The sequence below is a fragment of the Novosphingobium rhizovicinum genome, from assembly GCF_040813635.1.
In the GTDB taxonomy this organism is placed as follows: Bacteria; Pseudomonadota; Alphaproteobacteria; order Sphingomonadales; family Sphingomonadaceae; genus Novosphingobium; species Novosphingobium rhizovicinum.
Map to the genome: position 1 here is coordinate 215,419 of NZ_JBFNXR010000021.1, position 16,413 is coordinate 231,831.

Consider the following 16,413-nt stretch of genomic DNA (forward strand, 5'->3'; position numbering starts at 1 on the left):
CCGCGGGCCGATGCCGACTTGGCGCGCTGATAGACGCGAAATTCGCACCTGCCAACAGCCTTTTTGGTGCAGCCGAAGTGGCTTCAATCCAACGCGATCAAGGATATCTGACGGCCATAAGACGCCTCGCTCCTGTGACAGGAGCGCCGGAACGAGAAGAAGCGGTCAGGTGCCGCGTAGGTATCGAGTGGCAGAGCTTCGAATCGAGAGAGCCCAGCGTTTGCCAGCTGTCCCGCGACAAACCCCTGCAGATTGAACTGCCAATGGCGCGGCTTTCCGGGGTTGAAACAGGCGGTATTCGCCGGGTCGTGAGTGCAAAACCGCTCACGAAACGCATCGTCAACTTCATAGCTCGCCTGCGCGATGCAGGGCCCGACTGCGGCGCGGATCTGGGTGCGCCGGGCTCCCAGACGCTCCATCGCCGCTACAGTCGACTCGATCACGCCGCCGATCGCGCCTTTCCAGCCTGCATGCGCAGCGCCAATCACGCGCTGTTCGGTGTCGGCGAAGAGTACAGGCGCACAGTCTGCCGTCAGGATGCCAAGAAGCAGTCCAGGCCTGTCCGTGACAAGGGCGTCCGCCTGGGGCCGTTCACCCTCGTCCCAAGGCTCGCTCACCACGACGCAGTCGGCGGAGTGGACCTGGTACAGGGTGACAAGTTGCGCATCGGGAGCCACGGCATCCCGCGCCCGACGGCGATTCTCGGCGACCGCGGCAGGCTCATCACCTGCGCCAAGCCCTACGTTAAGGCCCGCAACCTCTCCCTGGGAGACGCCTCCGGCGCGCCCGAGGAAGCCGTGCCTGACTCCATCAAGCGTCTGAGCCCGTATGACTTCCACTTCGGTGTGCACAGTGTCAGCCAAGGCTCTTGGTCACCTGCTCCAACACGTCGCGCGACAGGGATGGCTCGGCGGCTATACGCTCGAGCTCGCCTCGCATCATGGCCGCACGCCGTGGCTCGATGCGACGCCAGCGCCCCAAGGACGGGACAAAACGCGCCGCGGTCTGCGGGTTGATCGGATCGAGTTGACGGATCAGTTCACCGATCATGCGGTAGCCCTCCCCACTCGGCGCGTGGAAGGCTTTCGCATTCATTGCCAAGGCCATGTAGAGCGCACGCACGCGGTTCGGATTGGCCATCGTAAAGTCTGGATGCTCCGCGAGAGCCTGAACGTGCGTCAGTACGTCTGGATGGAGAGATCCTGCCTGGAGCGAGAACCACTTGTCGATCACCAGCGCGTTTCCGCTGTACCGTCCGTGATAATCGGCCAGCGCCTCTCGGCGCTCAGGTCCTTCGAGACCCGCCAGGACCATGAGCGCGCCCTGCCGGTCGGTCATGTTGTCAGCTTGCCTGTACTGCTCAATCGCGCGCCTCTTTGCGTCCGCAGGAGCTCCGGCGGCCAAGTAGACAAGCGCCTGCGTCTTGAGCTTGCGCGCACCGCGCGCCGCGGCATCGCGTGAGTAAGACACTGCGCTGACGCGGTCATGGAGTTCGGCGAAGCTGTCCTTCAGCTTCGATCCAAGCCATGCCTTCAGCGCCTCGCGCTCGGCGTGAATGGCGGTGGGATCCGCAACGAGGAATTGCTCGGCAAGGTAGCCCTCGGCCGGCAGAATCAGCAACTCTCCACGCATCAGGTCGTCGAGGGAATCGTCCGCGAGGATAGCCTTGAACGCTTGGCCAATCGCATCGCGCTCCACTGCGCGCGCGCCCTCGCCAAGACTGCCACCCACGGCCGCGATCAGGTGCTGCACCACGAGGCTCTGCATCGCCTCGTAACGAGCGAACGGATCGTCATCGTGCGCGGCAAGAAAGACGAGATCCTGCGCCGGTCGTTCGAACGCAATGGCGACCGGTGCGGAAAAGCCGCGGTTGATGGAAAGCACTGGCGCGCGCGGATAACCTTCGAACGTGAAGGTCTGCTCCGGCTTGTCGAGGATAACCAATTCTTCGCCTCGGTGCTGCCCCGTTTCGCGATCGAACAACGCCAGCTTCAGCGGGACCGGCACAGGCTGCTTCTCGGGCTGACCGGGAGTTGGCGGCACGACTTGGGCGAGCTTGAGAACCACCCGGTCGCCGGAATGCTCCAGGTCTACGGCGACTTGTGGCGTTCCTGCCTGCGAATACCACAGGCGGAACTGCCCCAGGTCCAGTTCCGCGCCGTCTTCGATGGCCTTGACGAAGTCCTCGCAAGTCGCAGCCTCGCCATCGTGCCGCTCGAAGTAGAGGTCGGTGCCCGCGCGAAAACGCTCCGGGCCCGCCATGGTCCGCATCATGCGGATCACCTCGGCCCCCTTGTTGTAGATCGTCGCGGTATAGAAGTTGCTGATCTCCTGATACGAATCGGGCCGGATGGAGTGGGCCAGCGGCCCTGAGTCCTCCGGATACTGCGCCGAACGCAAGATGCGCACATCTTCAATGCGCTTGACCGCAGAGCTACCCATGTCCGCGCTGAACATCTGATCGCGAAGGACAGTGAAGCCCTCCTTGAGGCTGAGCTGGAACCAGTCCCTGCAGGTTACGCGATTGCCCGACCAGTTGTGGAAGTACTCATGGCCGATCACGCCCTCGATCGCGTCGTAATCCGCGTCGGTGGCAGTCTCCGGGTCTGCGAGGACGTAGCGGGTGTTGAACACGTTGAGGCCCTTGTTCTCCATGGCCCCCATGTTGAAGTCGGACACGGCAACGATGTTGAACAGATCGAGGTCGTACTCGCGCCCGAACGCTTCCTCGTCCCACTTCATCGAAGCCTTCAGCGACTCCATGGCGTGTTGCGTCCGCTCCTCGTCACCCTTGCGAACCCAGATGTTGAGATCGACTGTACGGCCGGATCGGGTTGTGAAGGTGTCGTGGTTGGCGATGAGGTCGCCCGCGACGAGAGCAAAGAGGTAGCTCGGTTTAGGCCAGGGATCGTGCCATTCTGCCCAGTGCGTGCCGCCCTCTCCCTCGCCTTGCGATTCGCAATTCCCGTTCGATAGCAGCACCGGAAAGGCGGTCTTGTCGCCGCTCATCCGCACGCGATAGGTCGAAAGCACATCGGGGCGATCGGGAAAGAAAGTGATGCGCCGAAAACCTTCCGCCTCACACTGCGTGCACAGCATTCCGTGCGAAGCGTAGAGCCCCATCAGCTGGCTGTTGGAGGCGGGATTCACGTGTGTCTCGATTTCGACCTGATGGCTCTCGCCGGAAAGCGGCAACAAAAGGTCCGGCCCGTCGAGCCGCCAGTCGTTCACCGCAGCGCCATCCACCCGGACGGCGAGCGGGGAGATCTGATCACCGTTCAGGCGCAGTGTCGCGCTTCCGTTCCCGTCGGGATTGCGCCGGACAGACAGCCGGGCGGTGACGTTAGTCGACTCAAGGCCCAGTCTGAAGTCGAGCAAGATCTCGGGAACAAGCCACGCAGGGGGCTGGTAGTCCTCCCGGCGAATCACCTGCGGCGCATGCGGCGGCGGCGCGGCATCGGCCGTCTTGGGGTTCTCGGCGGGTTCGGAAGGTCTGCTGGCTATGTCCATGGGACAATAGTTAGGCTTTCACTCGGTGAATGCCAGCCGTGAACGCTGGCCGCACTCCGGGGCTTCACCCGCGCCCTGTCGGCGGATACCAAGAGCCATGCCCCGCATGTTTATCTTCGGCCTTGGCTATACTGCCGGGCACCTCGCCTCCAGACTGGAACGTGAAGGCTGGGAAGTGGTCTCGACCGGCAGCGCAGGCACCCTCTCCTTCGGGGACGAAGGGAACGTCCGCCTGGCTCTCAGCGATGCGGACCATGTGCTCTCCTCGGTCCCGCCCGGTTCCGAAGGGCTGGACCCCGTTCTCGATCGCTACGGCGATACACTTGAAGGCAAGGCGCTGTCCTATCTCTCTTCGACCGGCGTCTACGGCGACACCGGGGGTGCCTGGGTGGACGAGAGTGCTGCCACCGGGACGGGCCGCCGCACAGCGCGTGCCCAAGCGGATGCAGCATGGCTGGCGCGCGGCGCGCGCGTTTACCGTCTGCCCGGGATCTACGGTCCCGACCGAAGCGTGTTCGAGCGCATCGCCGAGGGGCGGGCCCATCGCATTGCCCTGCCAGCACAGGTGTTCAGCCGTGTGCACGTTGCTGACATCGTCAGCGGGGTGATCGCCGGGATGAAGGCGCCTGCCGGTGCGTACAACCTGGCTGACGACCGGCCTTGCAGCCAGAACGCGCTCGTGGAGGAGGCATGCCGGCTCCTCGGCGTGGAGCCACCTCCGTTGCAGAGCCTCGAGGAGGCGAACCTCTCGCCCAGGGCGCGCGCCTTCTATGCGGAGAACCGCCGCGTCGCCAACGGCAAGGCGAAGCGCGTTCTTGGCTGGAAGCCTGCTTACCCCGACTACGTGACGGGCTTGCGCGCCCTGAGGGCGATCACCAGCCCTGCAGTCGCCAGCAAGGCGCCGGCAATCGCAAGAGGAGACCAGCGGTAGCCTTCCAAAACGGTCGAGATCAGCATCGCGATCACGATCACCGCAACTCCGTTGTACGCTGCCCGACCTGCACCGAGTTGGCGAATCAGGTTGTAGTAGAGGGGGAATGTGACGACCGAACCCATGATTGCCAGATAGGCGGTCCCAGCCCAGTAAGCGCCGCTGCTGGGGATGACCGGCGGCCCGGCCGTGATCCAGCCGAGAACGGCATTGCAGATCATCCCGTAGAGCATGGCCCACGACAGAAGACTCACCATTGGGAGCGCCCGCCCCGTCTCGTTGGCCTGCATCACGTTCGAAACCGATGCGCAAAGCATGGCTGCGAGCGCCAGCACGACACCCAGCACAACATGTCCGCTGAGCGGAGCCTCGCGCGCCTCGTGGACGAGCAGCAGGCCGATGCCGGCAATTGCGATGGTGCTACCGACGGCGAACCGGCGTGTGATCGGCTGCTTCAGCAGCACGCGTGCGAGGATCGCGTTCGGCACAAGCAGGAGGCCGATCATGACCGCGACAATGCCCGAGGTCAGATGCTCCTCTGCCCTGTAGACGAAGTTGTAGTTGCCGCAGAACTGGGTCAGACCCACAAAGAAGGCCAGACGCTGGCCGGCAGGGCCGATCCGCAGGGGACGGCGCATCACCAGTGCGACTGCAAACATGGCCGGCGTCGCAAGCACGAAGCGCCATGTCACCGACCAGCTTGCAGGTGCGCCCTGGTTCTGGCCAAGGATAACAAACCAGGTGGACCCCCAGATCAGCGCGACGATCAGGAACGGAAGGGCGATCTGCGGCCGCAAGAGCGCATGAGGCGCCGGCTGGTCCGGACTGTCAGCGGTCACAGCGCGCGAATCGCATTCACGAGGCGCGCGACATGGTCTGCTTCGGTGTTCCAGGCGGTAACCAGGCGCGCCGCATTGTCGCCCCAGTCGTAGAATGAGAAGCCCTGCTCACGCAGCGCGGCGCGCTCCTGTGGGGACGTGGTCAGAAAAACTTCGTTCGCTTCCACGGGGTGGAGCAAACGATCGCCGGCAGCGCGGGCAATCTCGCTGGCAGCCGCATTGGCGGCACGCCCGTTCTCCAGCCACAAATCAGCCTCCAGCATGGCCAGGATCTGCGCTGCAAGGAATCGTCCCTTGGATTGCAAGTGCCCGGCTCGCTTGCGGCGGTAACGCACAACATCGACAAGGCCAGGCTCGAAGAACACAACGGCTTCGGCACCAAGACCGCCGTTCTTCACAAAGCCGAAGGTAAGCGCGTCGACGCCTCGGCACGCTTCCGCAGGGGGACATCCGAGATGAGCGACCGCATTGGCAAATCGCGCTCCGTCCATGTGCAAGCGCAGCCCCTTTTCTCGCGCCAGAGTCGAAATCGTCGCAAGCTCACCCGGCTTGTAGACACAGCCGTATTCGCTCGCCTGCGTGATCGAGACGGCGTGAGGCTGAACCTGGTGAACGTCGTCACGGATCGGATCGATCACTGCCGAAATAGAGTCCGGTGTAAGCTTCGCGCTCGGCCCATCTGCCAGCATCAGCTTGGCGCCGTGCATGTAAAAGCCCGGTGCGCCGCCCTCGTCCGCCTCGATATGTGCCTCTCGGTGGCAAACCACGCCGCCGTGCGGAGGAACCATCGCAGCAAGGGCCAGACAGTTTGCGGCAGTTCCCGTCGCCACCCAAAGCGCCGAACACTCCTGCCCGAACAGCGAAGTGAAAGCGCCATCAAGTTCGCGGCTGAGCGCGTCACGATCGTACGGCGAGTCGGACGCATCGGCGGCGAGCATGGCGCTCCAGACGGCGGGATGAACGGGCGCGGCGTTGTCGGAAAGGAACTGCATCGCCATATCGCCTGTTACCGGAATGCCGCCTCGTCAAGCACCGCAAGAGCGCGACGGGAAGCGGCGACAGGCGGACACAAGGAAAAGCAGGCATGGTCGGACTCACCATCACCAAGCACGATCGCGGCGGCGCCGGAGAGTATCAGGCGCATCTGGCCGATAGTGATGAAGTCGGGCGGCTGACCTGGGTTGAACGCGGCGACGTGCACATCGTCGATCACACGCTCGTACCGCCGGAGATTGGCGGTCGCGGAGTCGCCGCACGACTGGTGGAAGCGCTGGTGGCCGACGCCCGCGAGAACGGGTTCAAGGTCAAGCCGTTGTGCAGCTACGTGGTCGCTGCGTTCAAGCGCCACCCGGAGTGGGAAGACGTAGCGGCCTGACCTGCATCAAGCGGCGGCGAAGGCCAGCTCGGGCGCTCCGTACGGGTCAGGCAAAACCGTCCGCCAGGAAACGCTCCGCCGCGCCGGCAAGAAAAGCAGAACCAAGCGGCATCGCGCTCTCATCCACGTGCATGCGCGTGGAGTGTATGCCGCAGCACTGCTGCCAGTCGTCGCCTTGGCGGCTCACGCCGAGGAAGAACATGGCGCCCGGTACTTTCTCGAGCACATAGGAGAAGTCCTCCGCGCCCATGATCGGGTCGCGAAGGCGCCGGAATCCTTCCTCTCCAAGCAGCTCACGCGCGACCGTCTCACCCAGATCGACCGCGCGCGGGTCGCAAATGGTGACCGGGAACCCCTCGGTAATCCGTGTCTCGGCGGTAAGGCCATGCGCACCGGCGATTCCGGCTGCGAGAAGCTGCACCTCCTCGCGTAGCCGTGCACGATTGGCAGGAGAAAGGGAGCGCATCGTGCCCGTCAGGTGGGCACTGTCCGGGATGACGTTGTGCGCGGTACCGCAGGCGATTCGGGCAATGGTGACCACCACCGGATCGAAGACGTTGAACTTTCGGGTGACCATGGCTTGCAGCGCCGTCACGATCTCGCAAGCCACCGGCATCGGGTCGAGCGTGTCATGAGGCATCGAGGCATGCCCGCCCCGCCCCGTCACCACGATGTCGACCTGATCCGCCGAAGCGAGGAGCGGCCCCTCACGTCCGCCGACCAGTCCATGCGGGGCATTGGGCATCACGTGAAGCGCGAACGCCGCATCCGGCAGCGGGAGGCCCGTGCCGGCGCCACCCAGCAGGCCGTCCTCCAGCATGTAACGGGCGCCGTGGTACCCCTCCTCGCCCGGCTGGAACATGAACCGCACTTCACCCGGCAGCGACGCGGCGCGTGCGCACAGCAGTTCCGCCGCCCCGGCCAGCATCGCAACGTGCGCGTCGTGTCCGCAGGCATGCATCACGCCAGGAACCTTCGAGGCGAAGTCGAGCCCCGTCTCCTCCGGCATCGGCAATGCATCCATATCGCCGCGAAGAAGAACGCAGCGCCCCTCTCCGCCAGTACCTTTCAAGCTGGCGACAAGGCCTGTCGTGGACGGCCCCTCACGCCACTCGAGAGGCAGATGCGCCAGTGCTGCGCGGATCTTGTCGCGGGTTCGGGGCGTGTGAAGCCCCAGTTCGGGATCCGCATGGATCGCGCGACGCAGACTGGTGATGCGGTCGGCAAGGCCGGTCGCTTCGGCAATGAGAGCTGAAGTCATCGCGCCATGATACGCAAGCTCAGGAGGGTGTCGAGGCCGGTCGCAAGGGCTCATCGCCCTTGATGCGGCGCAAGGTGACGAATGCCATCAGCCCCATCGCCACATAAAGCGCTGCCGCTTCCAGCGCGACCGCCCAGGCGGCCCCACTGGGTCCGGTCCATATAAGAAACCACAAGCCCACACCCAGCGCCACGATCGCGATCAGACGGGCCATGAGAGAGAGCTGGGCTCGGCCCGTCGAATGAAGCACCGGCTCGAACGCCACACTCGCCAGATCGAAGCTCGCCGCGATAGCAAGCGGAACCAGGATGGCAGCACCGCCTTCAAAGGCCTCACCGCCGATCAGCCCCAGAAGCGACCGCCCGGCTGTCAACGCGATGACAACAACGACAACGCCACCGGCTCCCGCGATCAAGCTCGTCTGCAAGGCCAGTCGGCGGAACTCTTGCAGTGTTGAGGCGACGCGCATGCGGGAAATCTCGGCGTAGACGGCGCGGGTCAGGAGCGTCGAGAACTTGCTGAGCGCCTGCGAAAGCTGGTTGGCCAACCGGTAAAGGCCAGCGGCCCGCGTGCCCAGGATGGCGCCCACGATCAACAGCGGCCCGTTTTTGGTCACCGCATCCAGCGTGGAGCCTGCGTAAGTGACAAAGAAGAACCGCCACAGCCCGGCGTTTTCTCGCAAGGTCTGTCGATAGTCCCTGAGATATGAGAGGCGCACCGCCTCCGGACAAAGACGCCTGGCCATGGCCCAGTAGCAAACCGCCTCGAGCAGATCGACCACCGCCCAGACAATCAGGAACCGCTCCACGCTCGGCCCGGTGAGCCAGACGGTCACCGCGCCGATGAGTCTGCCCAGAGGAACCACTGCCTCCACATAGACCGCCATCTGGAACTGGTTGAGCGTCCGGACAATTCCAGTCGGAGCGGAGACCAGCGCCCACAGCGATGCACAACAGAAGAGGAAGCCGGGCAGGATGTAATCTGTATTCAGCTCGAGCAGGTGAGCGAATCCGAAGAAGACGACGGCAGCAAGGATGCAGCCACAGACGGCACCGACTGCATCCAGCATGCCGGCAAGCATACCGAGGCGCCCGAACGCAGCCCAGTTCTTGTCATGAACGTGAGATGCGCCGTACCGCACCACTACCCGCCAGGTCTGAAATCCGGCGACAGCGATCAACGCTTCCGCCGTGCTGAAGATCAAGGCGAAGTGGCCAAATCCCTTCAGGCCCAGCGTTCGGGTGAGAATGGCCAGGTACACGATGCTGCACACCGCGCCGAAGCCCTTGCCGCCAATGAGCCAAGCCGTGTTGGCCATGATCCGCGCGAGGGGCGAACTGGACTTGGCGCGATCAGCGGGCATAGCGGCGGCCTTTGCTACGTTCCCCCTCTTATGGCAAGGCAAGCCAGCAACAGAGTACCGGCGCGCACGGTCGTTCGCGGAGTCGTTATCGTCCGCAGCACACTCTTCCAACATGCGCCGCCAACGGCTAGGGCATGGCGATGATCGAACACGCGATCCTCCTGAGCGCCGGCCAAGGCTCCCGCATGCTGCCGCTCACAGCCGAGCGGCCCAAGTGCCTCATAGACTTTTCCGGACGCACCCTGATCGAATGGCAGATCGAGATGCTCGCCCGTGGGGGCGTGAAGCGGATCGATGTGGTTACAGGCTTCATGACCGACATGGTGGACGAGGTCGTGGCTGGCATCCGCGATCCGCGGGTGAGCGTCACCACGCGCTTTAATCCGTTCTACAAGGTCGCCGACAATCTCGGCTCCTGCTGGATCGCGAGGGACGCGATGGAGGGAGACTTCTTGATCCTCAACGGCGACACCCTTGTGTCTGAGGACATCGTGCGAACCGTCCAGCAGGACAGCGGCTGGCCGATTGCGGTCACCGTGGATGTAAAAAGCGAATACGACAGCGACGACATGAAAGTGGAGCGCGGTGCCGACGGCCGCCTCCTTCATATCGGCAAGACCCTTACCGCCCAGCAGTCCAATGCCGAATCCATCGGCTTTCTGGCTTTTCGCGGAGAGGGCGCGGACTTGTTCCGCGAAGCCGTGCGGCAGGCCATGCGTACGCCTGAGGGCGTGCAGCACTGGTATCTCAAAGTCATCGACAGCCTCGCGCCGACCGGCAAGGTCGGAACTGTTTCGATTGAGGGCAAAGACTGGGCGGAAGTCGATTTCCTGAACGATATCGAGATCGCAACCGCACTCACCGATCGTTGGCAGGGTAGCTGACTACGCCGTACAGCATGCCCGGCCCGGCTCACCGGGCGGCCAAGGTTTCCTCGAACAAGGCTTGGTAAGCCAGCAGCGTCAACGAACGGTCGAATTCGAATGCCCGATCACCGGGCAGAATCGCGCTAGAGGGGTCAAGCTGCGCCAGAATTGCCTGCGCCATGGCTGAGACGTCGTACGGATCGATCAGCACACCGAAGCGCCCCTCGTCCAATAAAGACGCTGCGTTTCCTGCGGTTCGCGAGGCGACCAAAGGGGTTCCGCAGGCGAGTGCCTCAAGCAGCACGTTGGGCGATCCTTCCCAAAGGGATGGAATGACGACCACACTGGCGGCGCGGAAAAAAGGGAAAGGGTTGCTTACCCTGCCCACAAAGTTGACGTCCCTGGCGACACCCAACTTCGCGGCATGCTCCTCCAACGCTGCCCGCGCCCGACGCTTGCCGCCACCGACAATGGCAAGGCTTAGTGGCCGCTCGGCACGGGCAAGGGCGAACGCCTCGATCAGACGAGCGAAATTCTTCTGCCGTACCAGCCGGCCCACACCCAGAACGATCGGGACTGCCGCACCTTCGAGCCCGTCGCACGGAACGGCGGCCCGGAGACGGACCACCTCCACATCCACTCCATTGGGGATGATGCGCGCCTTGCCAGTCTGTACGTGTGGTTTGAGGATACGGTCATTCGCCAGGTCTGGCGATACAAGCACAATGGCGTCGGCATCTCGCGCGACAAGCCGAGCCGTAAGCCGCCGGCTACTCAGGCGAGAGCGCAAGCTGCCCGGCGTGGCCGCATGGGCGAGATCGTTGCTGAAGCGGTAGATACGACGATAGCGGGCCGAGCCGCAGGCGGCTGCAAGCAGGGCAAAATGCGCATGATTGCCCGCGGAAAGGACTATGTCTGGCGCCAGCTGCCGCAGCGTTTCGCGAAGGCGCGGGATCGAAAGTGCAAGGTCGTGCCTACGCGACCGTGCACGTCCGCCCAGCGCTACATGTCGTACTTCGGGCGCGGCGCCGGCCAGTTCGCCGCCGTCTCGCACCGTCACCAAGCTGGTATCCCAGCCTGCGGCGTGCATGTGACGGGCAATCGCGATCGCGTTGCGCGCAACGCCGGTGGCCACCAGCTGGTGGAGGAAAACAACGAGCCGCGCCATGGTGGCGGGATCTCAGAACCGCTCGGCCAGCGTCCGGGATAGAGCGTCTATTTCACTCTCGTTCAGCGCGACCGCGGCTCCCAGTTCAGGCACTTTCGGCCAGCCAGCATCGGCGAAGCTGCGGCCCTGCCATTCCCGCGCACCCTCATACCGAGGTATGACGTGAAAATGAACGTGGGGATCGACCATCATCAGCATCAGATAGTTCAGACGCGCGTAGTCAGTGAAGCCGCTCAGGACCCGTTCGATGGCTTCCGTCACTTGCTTCAGTTCGGCATGGGCCTCGCCCGGCAGGTGACCGAATGCCGTTGCCTCTGACTTCGCTGCAAGAACAAGGCTGCCGAGCGTCGGCTGAGCCGGTCGCAGAAGCACCAGCCAATGCGTGTATTCGGCAATCAGCGTAGCGGGATAGCCGAACTTCGAGATGGTGGCGTTCATCATGCGGGAACCCCCTCGTCAGACAACCAGCTCTTGATCTTGCCGCCCCGCGCCCGGATGACCCAGGCTTGGAACAGCCGCACCAAGTGTATCAGACAGGAAATCACCGTCCACCAGGCCACCGCGATCAGCCCGAGATCGGGGCGGGCGAAGAGCATGAACGCGAACAGAATCACCATGTTCGGATTGCGTCGTGCAGTGATCAGCCGGAACTGGCTGTCGAACTTGCGCCAGACGTGAATGTGCATCCCGTTCTGCCGGATGAAGATCCCCTCGATCAGACGCTGGACCACATACCCTAGCTGGATCGCTCCCTGGACCCACCAGAAGGTTGCGTCCTCGTAAGCCAGCCCCCAATGGCCCAGACCAACGGCCCAGAACCACCACCAGAACGGTGGATGGACGAGATCCATCCCGTGATCGAACACGTTGCCCCAGGCGGAAGACGTGATGGTGCACCGCGCCAGTTTGCCGTCGACGGTGTCGAGCACCATGAATGCCAGGCCGAGGCCCATGCCCAGCCAGTACAGGCCCTCTGCGAAGCACCAGGTGGCCAAGACACAGAACACGGCGCCGATGAAAGTGATGAAGTTCGGGGTCAGGCCGAGCCGGGCCGCCACCCGCGTGAGCACCAGTGCCCACTCCGGCCACAGGTACTTCGTCAAGATATCGGTGACGCCCTTGTAAGCGCCGAAATAGCTGGCTCGCTCGATCCGTCGGACAGTGTCAGGGCGCAAGGGTATCAAGAACGGCGTCTCGCGCTTGCGCAGAGTCTTGTTTTCGATTGTCGGACCATCTTCGTAGGCCAGCACGCGCAGCGACGTCGCTGAAAGCGGTCGGTCCTCCTGCATGGCGGCGGCCAGTTCCTGCACCTCTGCGGGATCGCGCGCATGACCCAGAGCAGGAACGCCGCCCGACGTCAGCACCAGGCCGGGCTGTTCGGCCACGTAGTGGAGCCATGCCGGATCGAACGCAAAGGCCGCATTGGCGAGCACACTGGGGCCACTTGTGGCATCCTTCGGCGCCAGATTCGCCGCTCTTGCAATTCGCCGCCCTCGCTCGGCAGCGGTGAGGCCCCAAAGGCGGGTGTCGTTTTCGCCAACGGACGCGAAGGATGGCGAACGGTCGATGGAATCCATCGGCGCGCCCTAGTCGAGGGTCGGGATGCAAGCAATCTCCGGCCGTCAACGATTCAGCGGGAACCTGGAGGGGGCCCAAGCCTATGAAGGTAGCAAAACTGTAACACGGATGTGTCACCGGTCGATTTTTGCGTGATTTCCGCCAGACGCATCCCTAGATGGAACGCGCTGTGCACGGAAAGATATACGAATTCGAGACCTTGCCCCGGTTTTCCGACCTCGGAGGGCACGTGGCATCCAACTCCTCCGGCTATGTGCCGCGCGGGCGGGCGGTTCCGCTCGTCGGTATCATCCGCAATCCGCGTAGTCACCGGAACAAGGGACACGAGGCGGAACTGGCGCAGTGCTCCAATATTCTCACCCAGACGCCCCGCAGCCGCGATGCGCTTCGCGAGAGCCTTGGTGAATTTGCCGAGCGCGGAATCGATTATCTTGTCATCGATGGCGGCGACGGGACCGTGCGCGATGTGCTTACCTGCGGTGCAGACATCTTCGGAGAGACCTGGCCAGCGCTGATCGTGCTGCCGAAGGGGAAAACCAACGCCTTGGCAGTCGACTTGGGCCTGCCGAATCGCTGGAGCCTGTCAGAGGCTCTCGTCGCGGCGCGTAACGGCGGCGTGGTGCAGCGGAGCCCCATGCGGATCTCTTCGCAGCGCGATGGCGGCTCTGCCCTCGGTTTCTTTCTGGGATCAGGCGTATTCACCAAGGGCACGGAAGCCGGTCAAGCCGCACATCGGCGAGGAGCGTTCAACAGCTTCGCGGTGGGCCTGACGATCCTCTGGACAATCCTGCAGGTTGTATTTGGACGTAAGGGCAATCCCTGGCGGGCAAACACCCGCATGCGGCTGCGCGATCACCTGAGCGGTCGGGAACTGCCGCATAGCGGCCGGGGCTCTCCTGACGAGCGCTTCATGGCGATCGCGACGACTTTCAAGAACTTCCCGCTGGGGGTGCGACCATTCGGCCGTCGTGTACCGGACGGCCTCAAGCTGGCGGTGCTCGATTCTCCCGTGCGCTGGCTGCTACTGATGCTTCCGGCAATACTGCTGGGCTTTTTCGGTCGCTTCATGGAACGTGCGGGTGCCACGCGCGTCGCAGCCACTTCGGTCGACTTCGATCTCGAGGGCGCCTTTATCCTGGACGGAGAGGCTTTCCCGCCCGGGCACTACCTGCTTGAGGAAGGGCCGCAGCTCACTTTCGTCGTCCCATGACGGACACTCTTGAGGAGCGCACGGCGGAGGCGCTCACTCATCCGGTCGAGCCTCAAGTGAAGGCATTTGCGGAGCGCTTCGCCGGAGAAGCCGTGCTTGGAGTGCTCTTCTACGGCTCCAACCTGCGAACCCACTCGCTTGAGGGCGTGCTGGACTTTTACGTGCTGACCCAAGGTCCCGTAGAGACCGGGATATGGCCCCGCGTAAGTTATCACGAGTGGGAGACCGAAGGGCAGGTTTTGCGCGCCAAAGTCGCAACAATGACGCTGGCAACTTTCGCAGCGGCCGCCTCGGGTAAGCTCGTGGACACGACGATCTGGGCTCGCTTCGTGCAACCCAGCGCTCTTGTCTGGAGCCGCGACGTCAGCGCTTCCCATGCGATCCAGGGGGCAGTGGCGCGAGCGGCACGAACCGCAGCGCGGCTGGCGGTGGCGCTTGGACCTTTCAGCGGAACCGCCGATGTTTATTGGCGCGCTTTGTTCCGCGCCACATACGCCGCCGAGTTCAGAGTCGAAAAGGCCGGACGGGAGGATTCAATCCTCTCAGCCAATCGCGCGCACTTTGATGGGCTTCTTCCTCTCGCCCTGACAGCTGAAGGCATCGCCTACACAAGAGGCACGGGCGATGTCCTTCAGCCTCAAATGCCCACCGCAGAGCGCCGCAAAGCACAGCGATGGTGGAAACGGCGACAGCGGCTCGGCAAGCCATACAATTTGATGCGTCTGGTGCGTGCATCCACGACCTTTGAAGGCGCCGCCCGCTATGCCGCATGGAAGATCGAGCGCCATACTGGCGTGGCGGTGCCGCTCACGCCTTGGCGGGAGAAGCACCCGGTGCTCGCCGCGCCCGCAGTCCTGTGGCAGGTCTGGCGGGCGAAGCGAGCGCAAGTATGACCGTGGGAGAGGCGCGCGCGCGGACCGCACTCGTGCTGGCGGGCTCTCGTCCCGGCAGGCCTGATCCCGTCGCGCTTGCCGAGGGCGCGGCGCACAAGGCGCTGGTCGATGTAGGCGGGTCGCCAATGCTCACCCGCGTGGTCGCAGCCCTGAGAGGCGCCGGAATTGAAACGATTGCCGTGAGCGCCAACGACCCCGCCGTCGTGACGCTAGCACGCGAACTGGCCTGCGAAGTCGTACCTCCGGGCGGGGGACCTAGCGCCAGCGTCGCGGCTGCATTTGATCGCTATGGCGCACCGATGCTGGTGACGACTGCGGACCACGCCCTGCTCGAAAGCGCGTGGATCCAAGACTTCATCGCTGACACGCCCACAACGGCCGATGTAGCAGTACTACTCGCACACCGCGATACGGTTGAGGCCGCGGTGCCAGGCAGCCGGCGCACATACCTGAAGCTGGCGGACGGCGGCTGGTCCGGCTGCAACCTCTTCCTTCTCGCGACGGCTCGGGCCTCCGCCGCCATTACAACCTGGGCTGCTGTGGAGGCCGATCGCAAGCGTCCCTGGCGAATTGCGGCACGGCTGGGAATAGGCACCTTGTGGCGCTACGCGCTCGGCAGGCTGACCATGGCGGAAGCAATTGCGCGCCTGGGTCAGCGCATCGGAATCCACGCTGCCGCCGTGGCGGCACGCAACGGGCTTGCGGCTGTCGATGTCGACAAACCAGCCGATCTGGCGGACGTGCGGGCGCTGGTCGCAGCCAGCGCCACGATTACATATACCGCATCTGGATCCGGATCGACTTAACGTCGTTGCCCACCGTGAAGGCAGTCTTGCTGTAATGCGGTTTGCCAAGATTGAAGATGTTGATGCTGGGGTTGTTCGACATGGCGCCGCCATCGCTGGTGAGGTCGGTACGGCCATTGCCGCTCACGTCGTGACGCACCGCGATCGCATACTGGCCGGCTGATGGCACCGGCACACAGAAGGTCATTGTTCCAGCCTTGGCGGGCACCTCGATACGCGAGAGCCAACGCCCCTTCTGCAGCCAGTCCGCCGGCGTTGCCTTATAGGACTGCACCCGGATCTTGCCTGTCGAGCTCTTCACGTTGTCGACGGTCACCATCACCGCCGGCCCCGATCCGGCAGTACACCGACGCATATCGCTGCGAATTTCCTGGCGATACTGCGCCAATGCTGGCGTAGCGCCCACGACCGCAATGCTGCCGAGAAGCACGGCCACTGCCGCGGCAGCCCGACGCCGGACGCGAGGACGCACTGATGAAACGGAAGAATTCCTGCTGTTCATGCCTTGATAATCTCTCTGAAGCTCAAGAACCTGCAGCTACCGCGCAGCGCAGGCCCGTCCCCCTTGTGTTGCCAACCCTTTGTCACTTGTGCGCTTAATCCAGACTGAACT

Annotated in this window: 16 protein-coding genes; 6 read left to right on the forward strand and 10 right to left on the reverse strand. The window is 63.8% G+C overall.

The window, feature by feature from the left end:
- Window positions 1-83: 83 nt before the first annotated feature.
- Both pgeF and pepN read right to left on the reverse strand, forming a co-directional pair.
- Complete coding sequence (pgeF, locus tag ABUH87_RS05755; RefSeq protein WP_367771001.1) at window positions 84-863, reverse strand: peptidoglycan editing factor PgeF; 780 nt, start codon at window positions 861-863, stop codon at window positions 84-86.
- Window positions 856-3,510, reverse strand: a complete 2,655-nt coding sequence (gene pepN / locus ABUH87_RS05760) for an aminopeptidase N (RefSeq protein WP_367771004.1) — start codon at window positions 3,508-3,510, stop codon at window positions 856-858. The genes pgeF and pepN overlap by 8 nt, the downstream gene beginning before the upstream one ends.
- 97 nt (window positions 3,511-3,607) lie before the next feature.
- Between pepN and ABUH87_RS05765 the strand changes: the two genes are divergently transcribed.
- The gene (locus ABUH87_RS05765) at window positions 3,608-4,441 is read left to right on the forward strand and encodes a Rossmann-fold NAD(P)-binding domain-containing protein (RefSeq protein ID WP_367771007.1); all 834 of its coding nucleotides are present in this window, start codon (window positions 3,608-3,610) and stop codon (window positions 4,439-4,441) included.
- Here the strand turns inward: ABUH87_RS05765 and ABUH87_RS05770 are convergent.
- On the reverse strand, window positions 4,351-5,280 hold the full coding sequence (locus ABUH87_RS05770) for a DMT family transporter (RefSeq protein ID WP_367771010.1): 930 nt from the start codon (window positions 5,278-5,280) through the stop codon (window positions 4,351-4,353). The genes ABUH87_RS05765 and ABUH87_RS05770 overlap by 91 nt on opposite strands.
- Window positions 5,277-6,272 (reverse strand): threonine aldolase family protein, encoded by a 996-nt coding sequence (locus ABUH87_RS05775; protein WP_367772132.1) that lies wholly within the window; start codon window positions 6,270-6,272, stop codon window positions 5,277-5,279. Before ABUH87_RS05775 ends, ABUH87_RS05770 begins: the two co-directional genes overlap by 4 nt.
- A 92-nt stretch (window positions 6,273-6,364) precedes the next feature.
- On the opposite strand from ABUH87_RS05775, the gene ABUH87_RS05780 reads away from it, so the two are divergent.
- Window positions 6,365-6,655 (forward strand): GNAT family N-acetyltransferase, encoded by a 291-nt coding sequence (locus ABUH87_RS05780; protein ID WP_367771015.1) that lies wholly within the window; start codon window positions 6,365-6,367, stop codon window positions 6,653-6,655.
- Between the two features lie 46 nt (window positions 6,656-6,701).
- On the opposite strand, the gene ABUH87_RS05785 is transcribed toward ABUH87_RS05780, so the two are convergent.
- Both ABUH87_RS05785 and ABUH87_RS05790 read right to left on the reverse strand, forming a co-directional pair.
- The gene (locus tag ABUH87_RS05785) at window positions 6,702-7,916 is read right to left on the reverse strand and encodes a M20 metallopeptidase family protein (protein WP_367771018.1); all 1,215 of its coding nucleotides are present in this window, start codon (window positions 7,914-7,916) and stop codon (window positions 6,702-6,704) included.
- Window positions 7,917-7,935: 19 nt separating this feature from the next.
- Window positions 7,936-9,279, reverse strand: coding sequence for a lipopolysaccharide biosynthesis protein (locus ABUH87_RS05790; RefSeq protein WP_367771021.1), 1,344 nt, complete (start codon window positions 9,277-9,279; stop codon window positions 7,936-7,938).
- 140 nt (window positions 9,280-9,419) lie between these two features.
- Between ABUH87_RS05790 and ABUH87_RS05795 the strand changes: the two genes are divergently transcribed.
- On the forward strand, window positions 9,420-10,163 hold the full coding sequence (locus ABUH87_RS05795) for a phosphocholine cytidylyltransferase family protein (RefSeq protein ID WP_367772134.1): 744 nt from the start codon (window positions 9,420-9,422) through the stop codon (window positions 10,161-10,163).
- A gap of 28 nt (window positions 10,164-10,191) precedes the next feature.
- Here ABUH87_RS05795 and ABUH87_RS05800 read toward each other — a convergent pair whose 3' ends face one another.
- Genes ABUH87_RS05800 through ABUH87_RS05810 form a run of 3 tightly spaced genes read right to left on the reverse strand, consistent with a single transcriptional unit; the run spans window position 10,192 to window position 12,890 of the window.
- Entirely contained in the window at window positions 10,192-11,313 is a 1,122-nt protein-coding gene (locus ABUH87_RS05800) for a glycosyltransferase (RefSeq protein WP_367771024.1), read from the reverse strand.
- 12 nt (window positions 11,314-11,325) lie between these two features.
- Window positions 11,326-11,751 carry an HIT family protein gene (locus tag ABUH87_RS05805; protein ID WP_367772136.1) on the reverse strand — a complete coding sequence of 142 codons (426 nt, stop codon included), beginning with the start codon at window positions 11,749-11,751 and terminating at the stop codon, window positions 11,326-11,328.
- Entirely contained in the window at window positions 11,751-12,890 is a 1,140-nt protein-coding gene (locus ABUH87_RS05810) for a CDP-alcohol phosphatidyltransferase family protein (protein WP_367771027.1), read from the reverse strand. The genes ABUH87_RS05805 and ABUH87_RS05810 overlap by 1 nt, the downstream gene beginning before the upstream one ends.
- Window positions 12,891-13,060: 170 nt before the next feature.
- On the opposite strand from ABUH87_RS05810, the gene ABUH87_RS05815 reads away from it, so the two are divergent.
- From ABUH87_RS05815 to ABUH87_RS05825, 3 genes are read left to right on the forward strand one after another with little or no spacing between them, the layout of a single operon-like run.
- Entirely contained in the window at window positions 13,061-14,101 is a 1,041-nt protein-coding gene (locus tag ABUH87_RS05815; protein WP_367771030.1) for a diacylglycerol/lipid kinase family protein, read from the forward strand.
- The gene (locus ABUH87_RS05820) at window positions 14,098-14,994 is read left to right on the forward strand and encodes a hypothetical protein (RefSeq protein ID WP_367771033.1); all 897 of its coding nucleotides are present in this window, start codon (window positions 14,098-14,100) and stop codon (window positions 14,992-14,994) included. The genes ABUH87_RS05815 and ABUH87_RS05820 overlap by 4 nt, the downstream gene beginning before the upstream one ends.
- Entirely contained in the window at window positions 14,991-15,800 is an 810-nt protein-coding gene (locus ABUH87_RS05825) for a nucleotidyltransferase family protein (RefSeq protein ID WP_367771038.1), read from the forward strand. The genes ABUH87_RS05820 and ABUH87_RS05825 overlap by 4 nt, the downstream gene beginning before the upstream one ends.
- Here ABUH87_RS05825 and ABUH87_RS05830 read toward each other — a convergent pair.
- Complete coding sequence (locus tag ABUH87_RS05830; protein WP_367771044.1) at window positions 15,766-16,302, reverse strand: DUF2141 domain-containing protein; 537 nt, start codon at window positions 16,300-16,302, stop codon at window positions 15,766-15,768. The genes ABUH87_RS05825 and ABUH87_RS05830 overlap by 35 nt on opposite strands.
- Window positions 16,303-16,413 lie beyond the last annotated feature (111 nt).